Origin of the sequence: Paenibacillus woosongensis (genome assembly GCF_009725165.1) — a bacterium.
Classification (GTDB): domain Bacteria; phylum Bacillota; class Bacilli; order Paenibacillales; family Paenibacillaceae; genus Fontibacillus; species Fontibacillus woosongensis.
Genome location: NZ_WNZW01000002.1, coordinates 622,360 through 639,794, shown reverse-complemented (window position 1 = coordinate 639,794; position 17,435 = coordinate 622,360). Strand labels below are relative to the sequence as shown.

General features: G+C 51.5%; 9 protein-coding genes. 8 read left to right on the top strand and 1 reads right to left on the bottom strand.

What is annotated here, in order from left to right; all coding sequences use genetic code 11:
• The first annotated feature begins 145 nt into the window (after positions 1-145).
• On the top strand, positions 146-1,696 hold the full coding sequence (locus GNP95_RS09325; RefSeq protein WP_155610548.1) for a response regulator transcription factor: 1,551 nt from the start codon (positions 146-148) through the stop codon (positions 1,694-1,696).
• Between the two features lie 536 nt (positions 1,697-2,232).
• Entirely contained in the window at positions 2,233-5,076 is a 2,844-nt protein-coding gene (locus GNP95_RS09320) for a glycoside hydrolase family 3 protein (protein ID WP_155610547.1), read from the top strand.
• A gap of 1 nt (position 5,077) precedes the next feature.
• Here the strand turns inward: GNP95_RS09320 and GNP95_RS09315 are convergent, their stop codons facing one another.
• Positions 5,078-5,980, bottom strand: a complete 903-nt coding sequence (locus GNP95_RS09315; protein WP_155610546.1) for an AraC family transcriptional regulator — start codon at positions 5,978-5,980, stop codon at positions 5,078-5,080.
• Positions 5,981-6,114: 134 nt separating this feature from the next.
• Between GNP95_RS09315 and yicI the strand changes: the two genes are divergently transcribed.
• From yicI to GNP95_RS09285, 6 genes are all read left to right on the top strand, one after another.
• Positions 6,115-8,436 (top strand): alpha-xylosidase, encoded by a 2,322-nt coding sequence (yicI, locus tag GNP95_RS09310; protein WP_155610545.1) that lies wholly within the window; start codon positions 6,115-6,117, stop codon positions 8,434-8,436.
• 737 nt (positions 8,437-9,173) lie between these two features.
• Entirely contained in the window at positions 9,174-10,949 is a 1,776-nt protein-coding gene (locus GNP95_RS09305; RefSeq protein WP_196427139.1) for a sensor histidine kinase, read from the top strand.
• A 119-nt stretch (positions 10,950-11,068) separates the two neighbouring features.
• The gene (locus GNP95_RS09300) at positions 11,069-12,049 is read left to right on the top strand and encodes an ABC transporter permease (RefSeq protein ID WP_155610543.1); all 981 of its coding nucleotides are present in this window, start codon (positions 11,069-11,071) and stop codon (positions 12,047-12,049) included.
• 13 nt (positions 12,050-12,062) lie between these two features.
• Positions 12,063-12,965 carry a carbohydrate ABC transporter permease gene (locus tag GNP95_RS09295; protein ID WP_155610542.1) on the top strand — a complete coding sequence of 301 codons (903 nt, stop codon included), beginning with the start codon at positions 12,063-12,065 and terminating at the stop codon, positions 12,963-12,965.
• A gap of 162 nt (positions 12,966-13,127) precedes the next feature.
• Positions 13,128-14,861, top strand: coding sequence for an ABC transporter substrate-binding protein (locus GNP95_RS09290; RefSeq protein ID WP_155610541.1), 1,734 nt, complete (start codon positions 13,128-13,130; stop codon positions 14,859-14,861).
• 105 nt (positions 14,862-14,966) lie between these two features.
• Positions 14,967-17,351, top strand: a complete 2,385-nt coding sequence (locus tag GNP95_RS09285; RefSeq protein WP_155610540.1) for a glycoside hydrolase family 95 protein — start codon at positions 14,967-14,969, stop codon at positions 17,349-17,351.
• The last annotated feature ends 84 nt before the right edge of the window (positions 17,352-17,435 follow it).

Genomic DNA, 17,435 nt, shown 5'->3' with positions numbered 1-17,435 from the left:
GGGAGTCGGGTATATGATAAATGAAAGCGCTTAACTCTAACTGTGATATGAGATGACAGTTTATTTGTATTGGAAATAGGCCGGAGGTAAGTCGAAGATTTGGCGCGAATGCCGTTTATAAATAAATCCGGAGGAGGAGTTCTGGATGATTGACGTCCTGATTGTGGATGATGAGCCGAAGCTGAGAGAAGGACTTCGCGCGTTTATCGATTGGGAAGCTCTTGGTTACCGGGTAGCGGATACGGCGGCCAATGGAAACGAAGCGCTGGAGAAGTACGCAGTTTGCCGGCCGGGGCTCGTTATTGCTGATATTAGAATGCCGGGCATGGACGGGCTCCAGCTTATTCAGCGCCTTCGTGAGCAGGATCCCTTGCTTCATATCCTGATTCTAAGCGGATATGCGGATTTTGACTATGCCAAGAAAGCCATCGCTCATCGGGCCGACGGTTATCTGCTTAAACCGGTCGACGAAGACGAGTTGATGGAGTACCTCCGGGGGATCAAGGCAGCGATCGAAGAGGAACGGGCGTCGGAAGAATGGCAGCATGCCACGAAGGAGTGGACAAGGGAAGCTTTGATTCATATGCTGCTGACGGATACGCAGCATACGTCGGATGACCGCAGCCAGCTGAAGGATCGGGCCGAGGAGCTGGGGCTAATATGGAATTGCTACCAGGTGCTGCTGGTCGCTTTGCATGACGAATTGACGGAATCGGTGCTTTATCTGCTGAAAAAGGCTATGGCCGAGACCTTCGAGCATGATGACCGAGGCCTTGTTTTCGAGCTTTACGGGCAAGTCGGCGTACTGCTGAAGGAACCGCTCCTTGCTATAGAGAGAGAAGGCGTATACCGTTCCATCCGGACTGCCATAGGTGAGACAGGCGTGGAATTCACGGTGGCGCTTGGCTCCAAGGCAGGTTCGTTGGATGAAATAGCCGGTTCCTACAGCGCTGCGCGCGAACTGATCAAGCTGCATTTTTTTCTTGATGATGGGAAGCTGCTATGCCAGAACGATGCGCATAGTGAGTATGAAGAGGGTTGCTCCGAGGTTCTCCCATCCGAAACTCTAACGGATCAAATTTATTACGCCGTCGATATCGGCAATATGAAAGCCGTGAAATCACTGGTTAGGCAGACAGGGCGCAGCTTGATTGCGGAAGGATATACCGAGACGGATATCAAACGCCGCTTCGTGGAGATTTTAACCGCCGTTATGGGCAAAGGGCTGCAGCAGCATCCTGGGCTTCAGCAGCATAGCAAGCCCTTCTCGGATATGCTGACCGAAATATATCATATGCGCAGCATCTATACACTGTATGACAAGATTGATTACTTCTTCCAGCAGTTGATGAACAGCCTGGGAGAAAAAGACAAGCACCGCGAGGTCAAAATCATGCTCGACCTGATCGAACGGAATTTCAGCGACAACCTGAAGCTGGAGACGCTGTCGGGCGTCCTGAACTACAATAGCGCCTACTTAGGCAAGCTGTTCAAGAATGAGACGGGGGAATACTTCAATACCTATCTTGACAAGGTTCGGATCGAGAAGGCGAAATCTTATCTTGAGGCCGGTTTTAAGGTGTATCAGGTAGCGGAGAAGGTCGGCTACACGAACGTCGATTATTTTCACTCCAAATTCAAAAAGTACGTAGGCACTTCTCCGTCCGCTTATCGCCGGCATGCGAGCAGTGAGTGATCAGAACGAAACAGCAAGCTTTTCGTTAACTTGCTTCAAGCCAAGCGCAAAAATGCGAGCTTAGGCTGCACATCCGATCTTTCCAGGCATTATCCTGGAAAGATTTTTTTGTCCCTATTTCTTAGCACGCAGCTAACTGTATTTGCTGTAGTAAAAAGATGCGGTCCATCGCTGAATGCGCCATTAACTGGATTTCTAGCAGTAAGAATTTAAAAATGTCCCGATAGGTTGAAAAACTGTGTTTTAGTTACTTTAAATACAGCTATCTTGCGAAACGGCTTTTTGAACAGTAATTAGATGCATGAAATCCATTCAATCGACTAATCCACTAATCCATTAATTCACTAACCCATTAATCCATTCGGTAGAGCGGAAAGCCTGCTCAGTAGTACGAAGAACTTAGATTATTATATGAAAACATGACTAATCTTCCCTGTATGAAGTCTATTTCACGCGAGCTATCATGACAGTATGGGCAGACAGCTGTAAGCAGCGCGGCATTTAAAAGCGCTTTCAAACTTGAAATTCATACAGAAATGAGGTCATTTTACGTGGAGAACCATTACCAATTTCCATTTCAGAATCCTGAATTGCCGCTGAACGAGCGGGTGAACGACCTGATCTCCAGATTTACGACGGAAGAGAAAATTCAATTAATGTGTCAATACCAGGCGGAGATTCCTCGGCTGGGTGTAAAAAAATACAAGCATGGCACCGAAGGAGCGCATGGCGTGGCCTGGCTTGGCGAAGCGACTGTGTTTCCGCAAAATACGGGCCTTGCCTGCACGTGGAATCCCGAGCTGATGCATGAAATAGGAGCGGTCATTGCCGATGAAGCCCGGGTGTATTACCAGCGTGATCCGGCCATCAACGGCCTGACGATTTGGGCGCCGACGGTCGATATGGAGCGCGATCCCCGCTGGGGCCGGACCGAGGAGGCGTATGGGGAAGATCCGTGCTTGACCGGACGCTTGACGAGCGAGCTAGTTAAGGGAATGCAGGGAGACCATCCTTTCTACTATAAGACGGTAGCCACCTTGAAGCATTTCTACGGAAACAATAACGAGATCGACCGCGGCAGCGCTTCGGTCAGCATCGATCCCCGGAATAAGCGCGAGTACTATTTGAAGGCGTTTGAAGCGCCATTCCGCGAAGGTCGCGCTGGCTCGATGATGACCGCATATAACGGCATCAACGGGACCCCATGCAATTTGAATAATGAAGTCAACGAAATCGTCAAAGGCGAATGGGGCATGGACGGCTTTGTCGTCGGCGATGCCGGGGACGTGCTGGGAACGGTCATGGATCACGGTTACGTCCAGTCTTATGCCGAGGCGGTTGCAGGCTCGGTGAAGGCGGGAATCGACAGCATCACCGATGACCAGGACATTTCATTTCAGGCGCTGCGCGATGCGCTGGAGCAAGGCATTCTGACAGAGAGCGATTTAGATCATGCGCTGCGCAACACCTTTCGGGTTCGCTTCCGTCTTGGAGAATTCGATCCGGATGACCGCAATCCTTACAGCCATGTGCCGGAGTCGAAGCTTTGCGCGCCGGAGCACTCGGCCCTGTCGCGGAGAGCGGCTCAGGAATCGATCGTGCTGCTGAAGAACGAGGGACTGCTGCCGCTGCCGAAGGAGCAGGGCTCCGTTGCCGTGATCGGACCGCTTGCAAACGAGGCCTATACCGACTGGTATAGCGGCACGCCGGCATACAAAATTACACCGCTTCAGGGAGTAATGGAGCGGTTAGGAACGAGCCGGGTCCATTTCTCTACGGGAAATAACCGGGTTCGTCTTCGTTCCGCCGAGAGCGGAAATTATATTTCCGTTGCTCCCGAAGACGGGCAGCTCAGAGCGGACGCTGCATCTGCAGAGCAAGCCGAAATATTCGAATGCACGGACTGGGGCTGGAACAGTCTTACGCTGCGGGCGCTGGGCAACGGCAAATTTATCACAGAACGCGACTGCGAACAGGGCGGAGGCATTGCCGCTGTTTCGGAGGAGGCCAGCGGCTGGTTCGTTAAAGAGGTGTTCAGCTTCGCCAAAGGCGAGAAGGACGCGCTCGTCATGAAATCCTGGGAAGCCAAGGCAATCATCGAGGATGAGAACAAGCGGTTGGTCGTCGCCGAAGTAGAGCAGGCTGCTGCTGTAAGCGGATTTTATGTAGAGGTTGTGCAGGACGGGCTGAAGGATGCTGTCGATACGGCGAAATCTGCCGATACGGCCATTGTGTTTGTCGGCAATAGTCCGTTCATCAACGGGAAGGAAACGACGGATCGCGCCGACATTACGCTGCCGCCATCACAGCAGGCCATGATTCAGGCCGTACATGCTGCCAATCCAAATACCGTTGTCGTTATTGTCGGCAGTTACCCGTTTGCGGTCAATTGGGAGAAGGAGCATGTTCCTTCTATTATCTTTACATCGCATGGGGGACAGGAGCTTGGACATGCGGTGGGCGACGTGCTGTTCGGAGATTACAATCCGGCTGGACGTTTGAACATGACCTGGTACAAGTCGGCCTCCGAGCTGCCGGACATGATGGATTATGACATCATCAAGGGCAAAAGAACCTACCAATACTTCGAGGGCGAAGCGCTGTTTCCTTTTGGTCATGGACTCAGTTATACCGAGTTCGCATACAGTGATTTGACATTAAGCGCCGTTAAAGTATCCGAAAATGAGTCCGTCACCGTATCCGTGAATGTGCGCAACACTGGGCAACTGGACGGTGACGAGGTCGTTCAGCTGTATGTCCGTGCGAACCAGTCCCGGGTTGTACGCCCATTGAAGACGTTAAGCGGGTTCCGGCGCATCCATCTGGCCGCCGGAGAATCGGCTGCAGTAACGTTCGAGCTGCACAGCGCCGACCTGGCCTTCTGGGACGTGACCCGTGATCGTTACTGTGTTGAGCGTGGAACATATACGCTGATGGTCGGTCGTTCGTCCGGGGATATCTTGCTCGAAACGTCCCTGGAGGTTGAAGGAGAACAGATTCCGCCGCGGTTGGCCGCAGCTCCGGTGCGTGCAGTAAACTACGATGACTACGAGGGCGTCTTCATCGACGAATGCCGCGAGGGCGGCGAGAGCGTGGCCTGTAAGCGGGAAGCAGGCTGGATCGCGTTCCATGACGTGGAGTTCGGAAGCGAGGCTCAGCGGTTTGAAGCGAGAGTATCGGGAGCTATCCAGGGCGGTGAGATCGAAATCGCGCTGGATGCCGCGGACGGGCCTGCCGCAGCCCAGTGCCGGGTGCTGCCGACCGGCGGACCCCAGGCATGGACGACGATATCTGTTCCGGTCGAAGCGGTTTCTGGCCGCCAGCAGCTGTATTTGAGGCTGAAGGGCGAGGTACGGCTCAGCTGGTTCCGGATCGTTTGATTTAAGCTTCGATGGATTCGAACCATTTTTTGCGGAATTCCGAAGGCGAGCAATTCATCGCCTTCCGGAATACCCGGATGAAGTAGCTGATATTGTCATAGCCTACTTCAAGAGCGATGTCAGATATTTTGCGGTCAGGCTCCCGAAGCAGCTCGACGGCTTGCCGGATTCGGTAGGAATTAATGTAATCCATCGGGGTCTGCCGGGTCATGGATTTGAAGAAGCGGCACAGCTGTCCTTCGCTCATCGGAATAAGCGCGGCTAATTCGGAGAGCCGGATTTGCTGGTCATAGTTCTGCTGAATGTAATGGATGACCTTTTTCAGCCGCTCGATTTTGAAGGAGTCATTACCGGTAGTTGCCGCACGGTTGCACAGCTGGCCACGTACCGCTAATTCCGAGAGCATAAGATAGAGATGCCCTTTGACAGAACCCTCATATCCGGGAGTTCTCGCCTCACAGCTGTCCATGATAGCTGCCAGGTGCTGCAACAAGGGTTGTCCATAATCATGCTTCCCGGATATATGACGGGGGAACGTGGCTTTTCTTTCCTGCAGCGGGAGAATTAAATTCTCCTGAACAGCGTCATAATAAGCGCTGGACAGCATATTCGTTCCAAATACGAGTGTAAAAAAAGAGCAGCCCTGTTCTCCATGGGCATGCGCGGCGTGAATATCACCGCCATCGATAAATACGGCTTCCCCGGCCCGCACGACGAAATAATCGGTGTCTACCTGGAACAGCGTCTCTCCCTCCAGGCAGTAGAAGAATTCGGCTTCTTCGTGCCAATGGCAGTCCACGACGTGCTCGCCTGGGCCGAACTGGTACCAGTAGGTGCCAAATGGCAATCTTTCGTCGCCGTGAGTCTTGCTCTCCTTCAGAGAGCGTCGCAATGCTTGATCCATTTAAGCTCACCTCATCAATATTGTGTTATAAATTCATTAAATTATGTTAGAATGGGTTATTTTTTATCAGTATAATGCAAGTATAGACGGTTTATTGCAAGATTACAACGATATCAGAAAGGCGGTTCTAAACGATGAAATTTACAGACGGCAACTGGTTGATTCGTGAAGGATTTACACTGTCGACAGCGGTGCAGGCCCACGATTTTACGATTGCGGATAATAAGCTGACAGCCTATGCTTCAACAAGACCGATTCAAGGTCGTGCCAATACGATCAACGGCCAACTGCTGACGATTCAATTCCACTCCCCGCTTCCAGGCGTCATTGGCGTGAAGCTGGTGCATTTTGCCGGTACGGTGGATCACGGTCCTCATTTCGAACTCGCAGGCGGCAGCGGCGATCACGTTCAAATTACGGAGAACGACGATTACGCCGAGCTGAAGAGCGGTAATTTGAGCGTCAGAGTGAACAAGGGGCCGCAATGGTCTGTTGATTTCTACCGCGGTTCGGAGCGCATTACGGGCAGCGCGTTCAAATCCATGGCTCATGTCGAGGAGAACGGCGGCGCGGTATATATGCGCGAAGAACTGGATCTTACGGTAGGCGAATGGGTATACGGGCTTGGAGAACGCTTTACTTCCTTCGTCAAGAACGGTCAAGTCGTGGATATCTGGAATAAAGATGGCGGCACAAGCTCCGAACAAGCTTACAAGAACATTCCTTTTTATATTACGAACAAAGGATACGGGGTATTTGTCAATGATCCGGGTGCTGTTTCCTTTGAAGTAGCTTCCGAGAAGGTCAAGAAAGTACAATTCAGCGTTCCTGGGGAATCGCTTGAGTATTTCGTCATCGACGGTCCTGAGCCGAAAGAGGTTCTGAACAAATATACTGCGCTGACAGGTAAGCCTTCCCTGCCTCCGGCATGGACGTTCGGGCTGTGGCTGACGACGTCGTTTACAACGAACTATGATGAAGCGACGGTCAATTCTTTTGTTGACGGCATGGCGGAAAGAGATTTGCCGCTGCATGTCTTCCACTTCGACTGCTTCTGGATGCGTGAATTCCACTGGACGGATTTCAAATGGGACGAGCGCACTTTCCCGGATCCGGAAGGAATGCTGAAGCGTCTTAAAGAGAAGGGGCTTAAAATTTGCGTATGGATCAATCCATATATCGCTCAGCGCTCCGCTCTGTTTGAAGAGGGCAAGAAGCATGGCTATCTTGTGAAAAGACCTAATGGTGACGTATGGCAGTGGAATTTGTGGCAGCCGGGAATGGCGCTTGTTGATTTCACGAATCCTGATGCATGCGAATGGTTCGCGGGCTATCTGCGTGATCTCGTAGATATGGGCGTGGACAGCTTCAAGACCGACTTCGGCGAGCGGATTCCAACAGATGTCGTCTACCATGACGGCTCCGACCCGGTGAAAATGCACAACTACTATACTCAATTGTATAATAAAGTTGTGTTTGAAGTGCTGGAAGAGAAGCTTGGCAAAAATGAAGCGGCATTGTTTGCCCGTTCGGCTACTGCGGGCGGTCAGAAGTTCCCGGTTCACTGGGGCGGCGACTGCTACGCGGACTACGAGTCGATGGCTGAGAGCTTGAGAGGCGGATTGTCCCTTGGCGTATCCGGCTTTGGCTTCTGGAGCCACGATATTGGCGGATTTGAGAATACGGCGCCTGCCGACGTGTTCAAGCGCTGGCTGGCATTCGGGCTCCTGTCCAGCCACAGCCGTCTCCATGGAAGCAGCTCTTACCGGGTTCCATGGGCATACGACGATGAGGCGGTAGACGTAACGCGCTTCTACACGAAGCTGAAATGCCGTCTGATGCCGTACTTGTTCGACACAGCGGTTGAAGCGACTGAGCAGGGCGTGCCGACGATGCGCGCGATGTTCCTGGAGTTCCCGGAAGATCCGGCAAGTGAAATGCTCGACCGTCAATATATGCTGGGCGACTCTGTGCTGGTGGCACCGGTATTCAGCAAGGAAGGCAACGTAGCCTACTATCTGCCGGAAGGCAAATGGACCCATCTATTGACAGGTGAAACGATCGAAGGCGGAAAATGGCGCAAAGAGAATTACGATTTCTTCAGCCTGCCGCTCTTCGTTCGTCCGAACTCCATCCTCGTTATGGGCGCGAACGATGTCAAACCGGATTATGACTACGCTCAGGACGCAGATGTCAGATTGTATCAAATCGAAGACGGTGCGCAGGTATCCCGGAAGGTTCGCAACGTGAAGGGCGAAACCGAGCTGGAAATCGCGGTATCGCGCGAAGGCTCTACGCTGCGCATCACGGGTGAAGGCGCAGGCAAGCCGTTTAACATCAGTCTGCACGGCTTCGGCCAGGCAGCATCGGTGCAAGGCGGCCAACTGAATGCCGATGGCAGCATCGCAGTAGGCACATTCAGCGGTAAAGCGGAAATTCAAGTTACACTTAAATAAGCAAGTTTGATTCAAGTGGAAATATCCCCTGCATCGCATAGGGGATATTTTCCGCTTTTATTGGGTGTTTTCGTTACGATACTGGAGTAGCTAGTACCCGTCGTATACTTTTTTTCGCCTTCCAGAAGCTCAAGTAACCGTTCATTGGGGATCAAATCAATATCGAGAAGTCATGTTAAATACACCTAGGTGGAGTCATGTATGATCACACCACAGTAAGTAGCAATGTGGGAGTCTAGCGAAATGTATTTTATACATCTAGTTAAGCTCGTTCTATAAAAAATACATGTGCTAAATGTAAAACATGCAGTTAGTTTGCCTGAATGGAGCGAATTCGTCGAAATAGCTTAAATCTAAATGTAGGTTTTGCAGTTAGTTTCCTCTAATCCGGCCAAAACCGATGAACTAGTTGCATGAATTACATTTAGTACCTGATCCTGACCATCTAGATAACAGCCATAAATCCTTAGTTTAATTTACTGGAGAGAAAGACTTCCAGTCCAATCAATGGGCTGTGAGGTTCTTGCAAGGAGCCGTGAGGTTTTTGCAACATTCTCATGTCGATGGAACAGTTCCATCTTCATTTTTACGTTCTTAATATATTGCCTGATTGCCCCTCTTTTAGCCGCAGCCCGGTTTTGTCATAATAGAGACGCGGAAGGGACAAGTCCATCGAAGGATAGTAGAGTAGCAGAGTAAACGGTTAAACATCGGGGGGTGTTTTTTTGCGAACTAAAATGGTGCGTTTGTTGAATGATCTCAAGCTGAAGCACAAGCTGCTGATTACTTATATCGTGGTCGTTATGCTGCCCGTCCTGATTGTGGGCGGGGCGATAACGGGTCATTTTCGCCAGCAGGCGATGGAACGCGCGATTGAGCAAACTACGAACGACGTAAAAAAAATCAAAACCCAGCTGGAAAATATGCTTCGCGTGCCCACAGACCTGTCCAACACCTTCATGTTTGATAAAACGCTGGAGAGAATGGCGACTGTCCAGTATCCAAGCGTGTTCGAGCTGACCAAGGCTTATTTGAGCTACGATGATTTCAAGGAATATGTTCAGCTGTACCGCGGGATTTCTGCCATTCGATTCTATTATGACAACCCGACACTCATTAACAATTTGGAGCTGATTCCGCTGGAGGAGGCGACCCGCTCCGCGTTGTGGTATCAGAGAGCGATGGAAACAAAAAGCATAGGCTGGTTCTATGTTGCGGATGGCGATGATTTTCCCGCCCGGAAACTGAGTTTGGTCCGGCAAATTCCTTTTCCCGAGCATCGTTCCAGCGGGGTGCTTATGATCGTGCTGAACCAGGAGGAATTGAACCGGATGCTGGGCCAGGAACAGTTCGAGACGCTGATCTTCGATGAGCAGGGATATATCGTGGCAGGCAAAAATCCAAATCTGGTTGGCAAAACGATCCATCAGCTCGATTACGGGATTGACCTGCACCAGCAGCCAAGCGGTGCGCACAAAATGGAAATGCAAGGCGAGCCCTCCTACGTGGTCGTCGAGGATTTGATTCCGGAGTCGAGCATGAACGGATTGAAAATCGTTTCCGTTTTTGCGACGAAGGCTATTGTCAAGGATGCCAATCAGGTTAGCCTTCTTGGCCTGCTCTTTATATTGCTCGTGCTGTTCATTGCGCTGTTGTTTGTGTATATCGTCTCGTTCCTAATGACGAACCGGCTGCTGCGTCTCAGCCGCCACTTCAATCGGCTGGCGCTTGGCGACCTTGCTGTAGTGTCCTCCGTCGACGGGAATGATGAGATCGGGCAGCTGTCGCGGCAGTTCAATTATATGGTGGAGAGTATTAACCTGCTTATGAACCAGGTCGTTGAGAAGACGGAGCAGAACAATGCGCTGGAGATCGCTCAAAGGGAGATCAAGCTAAAGATGCTGGCCAGCCAGATCAACCCGCATTTTCTGTTCAATTCCCTGGAGTCAATTCGGATGAACGCTCATTTGAAGGGGGAGAAGGAGATTGCGAACGTCGTCCGGCTGCTGGGGAAATTGATGCGCAAAAATCTGGAGGTAGGCAGAGATCAAATTATGCTGAAGGAAGAACTGGAAATGGTTCGGTCCTATTTGGAAATCCAAAAATTCCGCTATGAAGATCGGCTGGAGTACGAGTTAGTCATCGACCGCAAGCTAGAAGGCATTTTCATGCCCCCTCTGATCATTCAGCCGCTTGTGGAGAATGCTGTCGTGCATGGCGTGGAGAATAAGGAAGGCGGAGTCCATGTTAAACTGCTCATTCAGGCCGCGAACGACTTTGCGGAAATATCGATTCAGGATGATGGCATGGGCATGACCCTGGAGCGGCTTGAAGAGGTCAGACGATCAATGGTCGGAGCTCATGCCGCTGTAGATAACCGCATTGGCCTGGGCAATGTTCAGCAGAGGCTGGTCATGACCTTCGGCGAGCAGCACGGTCTTAAAATTTCAAGCGAATATGGCAAAGGAACAGAGATTTCCTTTACGATTCCGCTTCGCCGGGAACAGGTCTAACGGTTTGGCTGATGAATGTCTAATTTCTATATGGTTTTCTCTGAAATCTGTCGGGTATTCCCCACTCTCCTTCTGGTTTATCTTAAATATATAGTCAGAAAGGGGGATTGGACAGACAAATGAAGACGCTCTCAGCGCAAGCCGATACTAGAAATGTAAGCGTAACCCCTGATCCGTCGAAGAAGCGGAAGAAAGGATTTTGGCGAACGGTAGTACGGCAAAAATATCTTTATATGATGTCCTTGCCATTCGTAATTTGGTTGTTCGTTTTCAACTATTTGCCGATATGGGGCTGGACGATGGCGTTCCAGAACTATAAGCCGTCCAAGCCGTTTTTCGATCAGAAATGGGTCGGTTTCAAGAACTTCGTGGACCTGTTCCAGGACGAAAGGTTCTATCTCGTACTCAGAAACACGCTGGCGATGAGCGTTATGGGATTGATCGCAGGCTTCATTATCCCCATCGCTTTTGCAATATTCCTGAATGAACTCAGGGGAAAGTTTTTCAAGAGAACCGTACAAACGGTATCCTATCTGCCCCATTTCGTCTCTTGGGTCGTTGTGGCGGGGATTATTACCAAGATGCTCTCCCGGGACGGAGGGATTGTGAACGAGCTATTGCTTGCACTTCATATTATAGATGAACCCATCCAGTTTATGGCGCAGGGCAAATGGTTTTGGGGAATTGTAACCGTTTCCGATGTGTGGAAGGAGACCGGCTGGAATGCGATCATTTATTTGGCGGCTATCGCCGGAATTGACGGAGAGCTGTATGAAGCAGCCAAAGTGGACGGCGCGGGCCGCTTCCGGCAAATGTGGAATATTACGCTGCCGGGAATAAGAACGACCATTGCGGTGCTGCTGATTATGTCGATTGGACATTTAATCGGAATCGGCTTCGAGAAGCAGTTCCAGCTTAGCAACTCGCTCGTAACGGACTACTCCGAGGTGCTGGATATGTATGCGCTTAATTACGGGATCAATATTGGCCGTTTCTCTTATGGCACCGCTATCAGTATGTTCACCTCCGTCGTCAGTATCATTCTGTTGCTCACGGCGAACGGCATTATGAAGAAAACAACAAAAGAAAGCATCATGTAGGGGAGGGAGCAAAATGGCGACGTCAAAAGCATTTAACGCAACCAAGGCGGATAAGATCTTTGATATTTGCAACATGGTGATCATGGCTGTGATTCTGACCGTTACATTGTACCCCTTCCTGAACGTGCTCGCGATTTCGCTCAACGATTCGACGGATACGGTGCGGGGCGGCATCTATATCTGGCCGCGCGAATTTACTTGGGAAAACTACAAGACGATCTTTAGTTATACCGGATTGATTCAAGGCTTTAAGATTACAATTCTGCGGACGCTTGTCGGCACAATACTCGGGCTGATCAGTTCATCCATGCTGGCATACGTGCTGAGCCGCCAGGACTTCGCCTCGCGGAAATTCGTCTCGACATTCCTCGCCCTAACCATGTATTTCTCCGGCGGATTGGTGCCGACGTACATGCTGATGCGTCATCTGGATCTGATCGGCACGTTTTGGATTTATGTATTGCCAGGCCTTGTCAGCGCCTTTAACGTATTCGTAATTCGCTCCTTTATTGACGGATTGCCATATGCTTTGCAGGAATCGGCAACGCTTGACGGCGCGAATGATTTCAAGATTTATTACAAAATCATACTGCCGCTCTGCAAGCCGGTTCTGGCCACTATCGCGCTGTTTCTGGCGGTAGGTCAATGGAATGCCTGGTTCGATACTTATCTGTATAACGGGAATAAGCCCCGTCTGACCACGCTGCAGTATGAATTGATGAAGGTGCTGGCAAGCACGAACCAAGGAGCGGGGATGGCCAATGCCAATGATCTCGCCAATCAAATGGCCCAGGTATCGCCGGAATCGATCAAAATGGCGATTACCATTGTCGTAACGGTTCCGATCCTGTTTGTATATCCTTTTCTGCAGCGTTACTTTGTGTCAGGGATGACGCTGGGAGCCGTCAAGGCGTAAATCTTCAGGGCTCCAAATGCAAGCACTTACTTAATTTCCAATCCGTCCTGAGTTGAATCGTTATCAGCCTGCTTGTGCCGATCAAGCCTTGACCTTGGTATATACAGGGACAGCCTGTTATACAAATATAGCAGTTAATTTGACATGAGGGGGAAAGTAGAAATGAAATGGAGAACTCCTAAGACGATTGCCGCTCTTCTGCTGGCAAGCTCGATGCTGCTCAGCGCCTGCGGCGGTTCCGGCGGCGATGGCAAAAATGCTGGCAACGCCAATACGAATCAAAGCAGTGAAGCAGGATCGGAGAATAGCCCTGTGACCTTTTCGTTCTTCGGAGCGGATGCTAGCCCGAACTGGAACAACATGCAGGATGAAGTAGGCAAAGCCATTACTGAGAAAACCGGGGTTACCCTGGATGCGGAATTCGATGTAGGCGCGGGAGGAGGCGAGAGTAAAATTGCCCTGATGGCAGCGAGCGGAGATGTGCCGGATCTGATTTTCGCCAAAGGCGAGTTGTCCAAACTAGTGGATGCAGGACTTATCCTTGACTTGACCGATTTGATTGAAGAGCATGCACCGAATATTAAAAAAATCTTTGGCGATAACATGAACCGTTTGAAATACAGCAATGATGACCCGGCCATCTACTCTATTGTGACAAACATGGGAGTCGATAATCAATATTTCGATGCAACAGGTGGTTTTGAAATCCAGCATCGCGTATTGAAGGAATTGGGTTATCCCAAAGTCCGGACCCTTGAAGATTTTGAAAACGTATTAAAAGAATACTATGCGAAGCATCCGACTACCGACGGACAGCCGACGATTCCGCTAACCTTGAGTGCGGATGACTGGAGAATCATGATCACGGTGACTAATCCGGCCTTTATCACGACCGGTGCTCCGGATGACGGCGAATATTACGTGGATCCGGAAACTTACGAAGCCAAGCTCCATTACAAGCGGCCGGAAGAAAGAGAATATTTCCGCTGGCTGAACCGTATGTACAATGAAGGCTTGCTTGACAAGGATGCATTCGTTCAGAAGGAAGACCAATACAAAGCGAAAATTGCCAGCGGCCGCGTGCTTGGTCTGATTGACCAGGAGTGGGGCTATATGGATGCCGAGAATGCTTTGAAAACCTCAGGCAAAGACGAGTACACTTATTCACACTTCCCTGTCACGCTGAGTGAGGAGTATGTAGACCATTCCTTCCAGCCTGCCGGAGTCGACGGTTACGGCATTGCAATTACGACCGCATGTAAGGATCCGGTTCGTGCGATCAAATTCCTTGACTGGCTCGCGTCCGATGAAGGTCAAATCCTCAGAAACTGGGGGATTGAAGGCAAGCATTACACGGTAGATGAGAACGGGAAGCGCACCATCCCAGCCGAGATAACGAATAGAAGAATGAATGATACGGCGAATTTCACGAAGGAAACAGGTCTCGGAAATCCAGGCGGATTATATATAACGATGAGTGCCCGCTATGGCGATGGAGTTAAAGATTCTACAGGAAACTATTACACGATTAATTTCCCGGAACAAATCGTGGAGCTCTATTCCGATGCGGAAAAAGAATCGTTAGCAGCTTACGGCGCAACGACCTGGAAGGACCTGTTCCCGCAAGAGAGCGAATTTAAAGCGAAGGAATGGGGTGCACTGTACAACATGCCGGTTCCAACGGACGGTGATTATCAAGTCATTTTCCAGAAGACGAAAGATATCGTGTGGAAACGCATTCCAGAGGCTGTGCTGTCCAAGCCGGATCAATTTGACAAAATCTATGATGATTTCCTTGCTGAGCTTGATAAAGCAGGCGCAGAAAAAATGGAAGCCGAATATACGGAGCTCGTGAAAGCAAGAGTATCTCTATTCACAGGCAAAGACATTAAATAATTCAGCGCTGAGCGGATTTGCTACAACTGGATAGCATGAATCAAGAAAAGGCCCGTAAATACTCGGGCCTTTTTCTCTAAGTTTTTTACAATCGGAGGGGAGAAAATGAGTAAAGAGCACTGTATCGGAAGCGAGGACACCAAGCTATGGTACAGATGTCCCGCATCCCGCTGGGAAGAAGCACTTCCTATCGGAAATGGCAGGCTGGGCGGCATGGTATTCGGGGGACACCGCAGCGAGCTGATCGCGCTTAATGAAGATACGCTATGGTCCGGTTTTCCTCGTGACACGCAAAATTATGATGCGCTTCGTCACTTGAAACGGTCGCGAGAGCTCATATTTGCGGGGGAGTACAAGAAAGCGGAGCGGCTAATTGAGGCGAACATGCTGGGCAAGCGTACGGAATCGTACCAGCCGCTGGGTAATTTGAAATTGGAGGATTTGGGGACAGGCGAGATTACGGATTATTACCGGGAGCTGGATTTAGACACAGGCATTGCGGCAGTGACCTATTGTGCCGGCGGGGGCAGGCTTACGAGGCGGGCGTTCGTCAGCGCGGTCGATCAGGTGCTGGTCGTTCGTCTGGAGGCGGAAGAGCAGGGAACCATCCATCTGTCTGTCGCCTTGGACTCTCCGCTTCAACACAGCGTTGGGGCATGCGAGCAAGGGACCGGCCTAGTCATGCGGGGGCGGGCACCGAGCCATATTGCCAATAATCATCGGGGCGATCACCCGCAGTCCATCCTTTATGAAGACGGGCTGGGATTGTCGTATGAAGCGCATATGCGCGTGCTGCACGACGGGGGGAATCTGGCTGTGCGGAGCGGCCGGCTTGAGATAGCCGGCGCTAGCTCGGTGACGCTGCTGCTGGCGGCTGCGACTGATTATGCCGGTTACCGGGTCATGCCGGGGACGGATACAGGGATTAGCACAGCCAAGAAATGCAGGCAGCCGCTCGAAGCCGCGGCTCGATACGGCTATGACCGGCTGCTCAGCCGCCATATTGAGGATCACCGGGCATTGTTCCGCCGGGTGGAGCTGGAGCTGGAACTGGATCCGCAGTTATCCGCGGAAGGCAGCTCCTTGCCGACAGACGAACGACTCAAGACCTATCGGGGGGGCACGCCGGATCCGATGCTTGAGGCGCTCTATTTTCAATATGGCCGCTATCTGTTAATGGCTAGCTCGCGGCCCGGCACGCAGCCGGCGCATCTGCAGGGAATATGGAATCCGCATATGCAGCCGCCCTGGAATAGCAACTACACGACGAACATCAATACCGAGATGAATTACTGGCCGGCGGAAATCTGCAATTTAAGCGAGCTGCATGAGCCGCTGTTCCGCATGATTCAGGATTTGAGCGAGACGGGGGCGCGGACGGCGCGGATCCATTACGGCTGCCGGGGCTGGACGGCGCACCATAACGTAGACTTATGGAGATCCGCTGGGCCGTCGGACGGAGAGCCGAGCTGGGCGTTCTGGCCGATGGGCGGAGTATGGCTAAGCCGGCATTTGTGGGAGCATTATACCTTTACTCGGGATCGGCAGTTTCTGGCGGAGACGGCTTATCCGTTAATGAAAGGCGCTGCGGAGTTCTGTCTGGATTGGCTTGTGCCTGCACCGGGCGGCGAGCTGGTTACCGCACCGTCAACCTCGCCGGAGAATAAGTTTCTGACGGAGGAAGGGGAGCCCTGCAGCGTCTCAGCTGCCTCCACGATGGATTTGTACCTTATCAGGGAATTATTCGGTCATTGCCTGCAGGCGGCTGAGCTTTTGGACGTCGACGGGGAGTTTGCCCATCAGCTCGCGGAGGCCTTGGATCGCATGGCCAAGCCGGCAATAGGGACGGACGGCCGACTGCAGGAGTGGAGCGGGGATTACCCGGAAGCCGAGCCTGGTCATCGCCATGTGTCGCATCTATACGGGCTCTATCCCGGCAATGCCATCACGCCTTCCCGCACGCCGGACTTTGCTGAGGCAGCCAGAAAGACGCTGGAGAGCCGGATTGCTCAAGGGGGCGGACATACCGGCTGGAGCTGCGCCTGGCTGATCAACCTGTATGCGCGGCTGAAAGACGGGAATACGGCGCATCGTTTCGTGAATACTCTGCTGTCCCGCTCGACGTATCCCAATTTGTTCGACGACCATCCGCCGTTTCAGATCGACGGCAATTTCGGCGGCACGGCGGGCATCGCCGAGATGCTGCTGCAGAGCCATGAAGAGACGATTGAGCTGCTCCCGGCACTGCCGGAGGCATGGAAAAACGGCCGGTTCAGCGGGCTGAAAGCCAGGGGCGGCTTTACGGTTAGCGCCGCTTGGGAGAACGGCCGCCTTCGTTCAGCTGAATTGACCCCCACTTTGACAGGATGGTGCTCAGTTCAGTATGCGGAGCCGCTATTCGTTCAGTCGTCTGACGGAAGCATCGTCAATACAGGGGAACGGTTCTGGGCGGAATCGGGCGAGACGTACTTTATTCAACTGCGAAACTAAGGGTTACGTACTTTGGAGTTAAATGGTTATGGCCGTTTGCCAGTCAAGCCATTAGAGTGTGCCTGTTGTTGACAACGGTTGAAA

Coding starts and splice junctions, on each gene's coding strand:
- GNP95_RS09325 (WP_155610548.1), top strand. CDS start 146: ATGATTGACGTCCTGATTGTGGATGATGAGCCGAAGCTGAGAGAAGGA.
- GNP95_RS09320 (WP_155610547.1), top strand. CDS start 2,233: ATGAGGTCATTTTACGTGGAGAACCATTACCAATTTCCATTTCAGAAT.
- GNP95_RS09315 (WP_155610546.1), bottom strand. CDS start 5,980: ATGGATCAAGCATTGCGACGCTCTCTGAAGGAGAGCAAGACTCACGGC.
- yicI (WP_155610545.1), top strand. CDS start 6,115: ATGAAATTTACAGACGGCAACTGGTTGATTCGTGAAGGATTTACACTG.
- GNP95_RS09305 (WP_196427139.1), top strand. CDS start 9,174: ATGGTGCGTTTGTTGAATGATCTCAAGCTGAAGCACAAGCTGCTGATT.
- GNP95_RS09300 (WP_155610543.1), top strand. CDS start 11,069: ATGAAGACGCTCTCAGCGCAAGCCGATACTAGAAATGTAAGCGTAACC.
- GNP95_RS09295 (WP_155610542.1), top strand. CDS start 12,063: ATGGCGACGTCAAAAGCATTTAACGCAACCAAGGCGGATAAGATCTTT.
- GNP95_RS09290 (WP_155610541.1), top strand. CDS start 13,128: ATGAAATGGAGAACTCCTAAGACGATTGCCGCTCTTCTGCTGGCAAGC.
- GNP95_RS09285 (WP_155610540.1), top strand. CDS start 14,967: ATGAGTAAAGAGCACTGTATCGGAAGCGAGGACACCAAGCTATGGTAC.